The organism is Marinobacter bryozoorum (genome assembly GCF_023156245.1).
Classification (GTDB): Bacteria; Pseudomonadota; Gammaproteobacteria; order Pseudomonadales; family Oleiphilaceae; genus Marinobacter; species Marinobacter bryozoorum.
In genome coordinates this window covers 1-3,126 of record NZ_JAKZAH010000083.1, presented here as the reverse complement: position 1 = coordinate 3,126, position 3,126 = coordinate 1, and the positions used below count along the sequence as shown (strand labels likewise).

At 55.3% G+C, this 3,126-nt stretch carries 4 protein-coding genes; all 4 read left to right on the top strand.

Annotation, left to right across the window (positions count from 1 at the left end):
• The first annotated feature begins 636 nt into the window (after positions 1–636).
• A complete protein-coding gene (locus tag MLC59_RS19520; protein ID WP_202348784.1) occupies positions 637–930 on the top strand; it encodes a hypothetical protein in 294 nt (97 codons plus the stop codon).
• Positions 931–1,012: 82 nt separating this feature from the next.
• Positions 1,013–1,525 carry a DUF411 domain-containing protein gene (locus tag MLC59_RS19515; RefSeq protein ID WP_248237267.1) on the top strand — a complete coding sequence of 171 codons (513 nt, stop codon included), beginning with the start codon at positions 1,013–1,015 and terminating at the stop codon, positions 1,523–1,525.
• A 10-nt stretch (positions 1,526–1,535) separates the two neighbouring features.
• Positions 1,536–2,390, top strand: a complete 855-nt coding sequence (locus tag MLC59_RS19510; protein ID WP_248237266.1) for a WD40/YVTN/BNR-like repeat-containing protein — start codon at positions 1,536–1,538, stop codon at positions 2,388–2,390.
• Positions 2,383–2,811: a c-type cytochrome gene (locus tag MLC59_RS19505; RefSeq protein WP_248237265.1), complete on the top strand. Its 429-nt coding sequence runs from the start codon at positions 2,383–2,385 to the stop codon at positions 2,809–2,811. The genes MLC59_RS19510 and MLC59_RS19505 overlap by 8 nt, the downstream gene beginning before the upstream one ends.
• Positions 2,812–3,126: the final 315 nt, after the last annotated feature.

The window sequence follows — 3,126 nt, the reverse complement described above, 5'->3', positions numbered from 1 at the left end:
CGGTCAAACTCGGGAAACCAGGCAGACAAGACAACTTTAAATAAGGCCTGTCAGGTGCAAGTCCGACAGGCTGCTAGCATCTGGTGAACTACGTGACGAAGGTTTTGTCACAGCGGTGAAGATCGACAGGTTGGTGCCCGAAATCAAGATGACCATAACGAAACGCCAAATTTTCTCGTTGTTGCTATCACTCATAATGGTGATAAGCACTCCGGCGTTGGCCGTCTCTGAAATGGCCGACGGTCAGATGGAGGCGTCCATGATGGACTGCGGTTCCATGATGTCCGATGCAACCGGAACCAGTGAATCTGCCTCTGATGACAGGATCAGTTGTTTCACAGGTTCAGACATGGCCTGTCCGACCGCCAGCGGGCTGAACAGCTGTGGTGTCAGTATCGGTCTTTTGCCAACAGGCCCCAGCGGCTTGGTTGATGCCGGTTCCCAACCGGTTTTAAGCGCCCTTGAGAACGACTACCAGGATCCTTTCCTGGCTTCTATCACACCCCCTCCACAATTTCGCTCCTGAGTCTTAACCCGGACTTTTGCCCATTGCGGCAATGTCATTAACGTTAATTCTTACAAGAAAGCCTCGTGTTCATACCTATTCGTCACGAGTCTTTAACTGGAGCAAACCAAATGCGCAATTCCAATATCAAGCTTTCAATCACCGCTGCCATTTTCGCGGGTAGTGTTGCTTTCTTCTCTGTCTTCGCCCATGCCGAAGGCAACGGCATGATGGACCCTGACTCCGAGGAGAATGGAATGATGTCCTCCAAAGGCATGCACGGAATGGGTGGCATGATGGGCATGATGTCCGACATGTCTTCGGAAGATCGCAAAGCGATGACGGAAGCCTGCATGAAAATGATGCAGAGCCATGGCGGCGATGAAATGAATATGAGCGGCGGCGAGAAGGACCAGGACGCCTAAACCAAAACCCATTGCCCGGGGAAGCCAATGTGCCCGCCCCGGGCCTTGCATCGCCGATGACCGAATCACATCGAGGATTACCATGAAAACCAAGAAACTTGCCCTGTTTACAGGTGTAGCCGCTGTCGTTCTCGTTGCAGGCGCTACCACACTGGCAATCCAGGCTGGTGAGTCTGCCGAGCCATCATCCGCAGTCGCATCCACTGCAGAGACTGGCACAGCCATCACCATCTACAAGAGCCCCAATTGCAGTTGCTGTCAGTCCTGGGCTGAGCATCTTGCGGCCAATGGCTTTGAGACCGACATTGTTGAAACCGACAACCTCAATCAAATCAAGCAGACTCATGGCGTGCCCCGCGAAATGGCGTCGTGCCACACCGCATTGATTGGCGATCTGGTGATTGAGGGCCATGTGCCGGCGGATGATATTGTCGCTTACCTCGAAAACCCGCAGTTCAACACCCTTGGTCTCTCTGTGCCCGGCATGGTCCAGGGCAGCCCCGGCATGGAAACCGGCCGGAAAGAGGATTATCAGGTCATCGCTTTCAGCGCCAATGGCCAGCAGCGCGTTTTCCGCGAATACAAGGATTACTGAGGTCAGCGCCATGAACGCGATCGTTTTTCGCCTGAAGTCCGCACTCTTGCGCTTCTTCCTGATCACTCTGGCTGTTGTCTTGCCGACGCTGGCTCATGCCCAGTCTACGGGCGATAGCCAATCAGTGAAGGCCCTGACGAGCAACCCGTCAGGGGCCCTTGTAGTGCTGCGTGCCAGCGGCCTGTTTGCCATTGGCGGTGGTACGTCCACTGAAATTCCGCTACCAACGTCGGATGCCGGTGCGCAGCCCACGTCTCTGGCAAAAGGAGCCGATGGCAGTATTTACCTGGCCGGTCCCGGCCTGGGCGTCTGGCGCTACAACAGTGCCACCAATAGCTGGCAAGCCCTCAATGACACCTTGCCCGATCTCGGCGTCACTGCCATGGCCACTCATGCCACCCAAGCCGGAACTCTCTACGCGTACCTCGGAGAAGATGGCATGTTCCGGTCCAGGGACGGCGGCGCCGAATGGGTCAAAGTCGATGGTGGCCCCCGGGAACCGGTGCAGGCATTCCTGCACTCGGACATGCCCGGCAGCATGGAAAGTGGCTGGCTTTTTGCCGGCACGACGCGCGGCGTCGCCCGCTCCATGGACTGTTTCTGCTTCTGGGGCGATGCGGGAGACCTGCGAGGTACCGTGTCTGCCATCAGCTATGATCCCGCCGCTCCGGAAAACGTCTATGCGGTCGTCGAGGGACAGCTCCATCACAGTAACGATGGCGGCGAAACCTGGGCAAACGTTAAGGCACCCGGAACCGTGACGGCGCTGACTTTCTCGCCAGTTCATGGGTTCGTAACAGCCGTTGAGGGCGGCAACTTGTTTGCCCATGGCGACGTCGGCGAATGGACGCCAGTGTATGAATAAGTGGATCGGCTTGCTGATTCTGTTCGTTGTGCCGGCCATTGCGATCGCGTCCGGCCGGCCAGCGAGTACCGACCCTGCGCCCGCGAATGTGGCGCAGGGTCGACAAATTTATCAACAATACTGCGCCGCCTGCCATGGACGGCAGGCTGAGGGCGCTGCCAACTGGAAAAAGCCGGATGAGAAGGGCGAAATGCCGCCACCGCCTCACGATGAAACCGGCCACACCTGGCGCCACAGCGACGCCATGCTGTTCAAAATGATCGCGGAGGGCTGGCGGCACCCCTTCAACAAGACCGATCGGCTGACCATGCCAGCGTTCGAAGACTCTCTCACTGAACAGGAAATTCAGTCAGTCATTGAATACCTGAAAACGCTCTGGACCGATGAACAAAAAGAGTACCAGGCGACAGAGAGCCAATAGCGATAACACCAGCCTCGCGAACCCGCTACTTTGGCGTTCATTAATGTCCTATCCTAAATCTTTATACCGTTTATCTGTCCAACTATTTTTAAGCCACCCAACCACAAATTTAAAATAATTTTTATTTTTTCTTTTTCAGGACCATTTCAGAAACCAATGATTAAATATAATCGGCTCTCTTCCGTTTTGTGTGGAACATTAGCTTGCAACCATTCTCTGTAATGGCGTCTGGAACGGATTTGCTGGCAGATGCTTGAGCTTGCCGGCAATCAGAAAGCAGATGGCAATGAAGTGGCTCGCCGTGCCGTAGCCGCG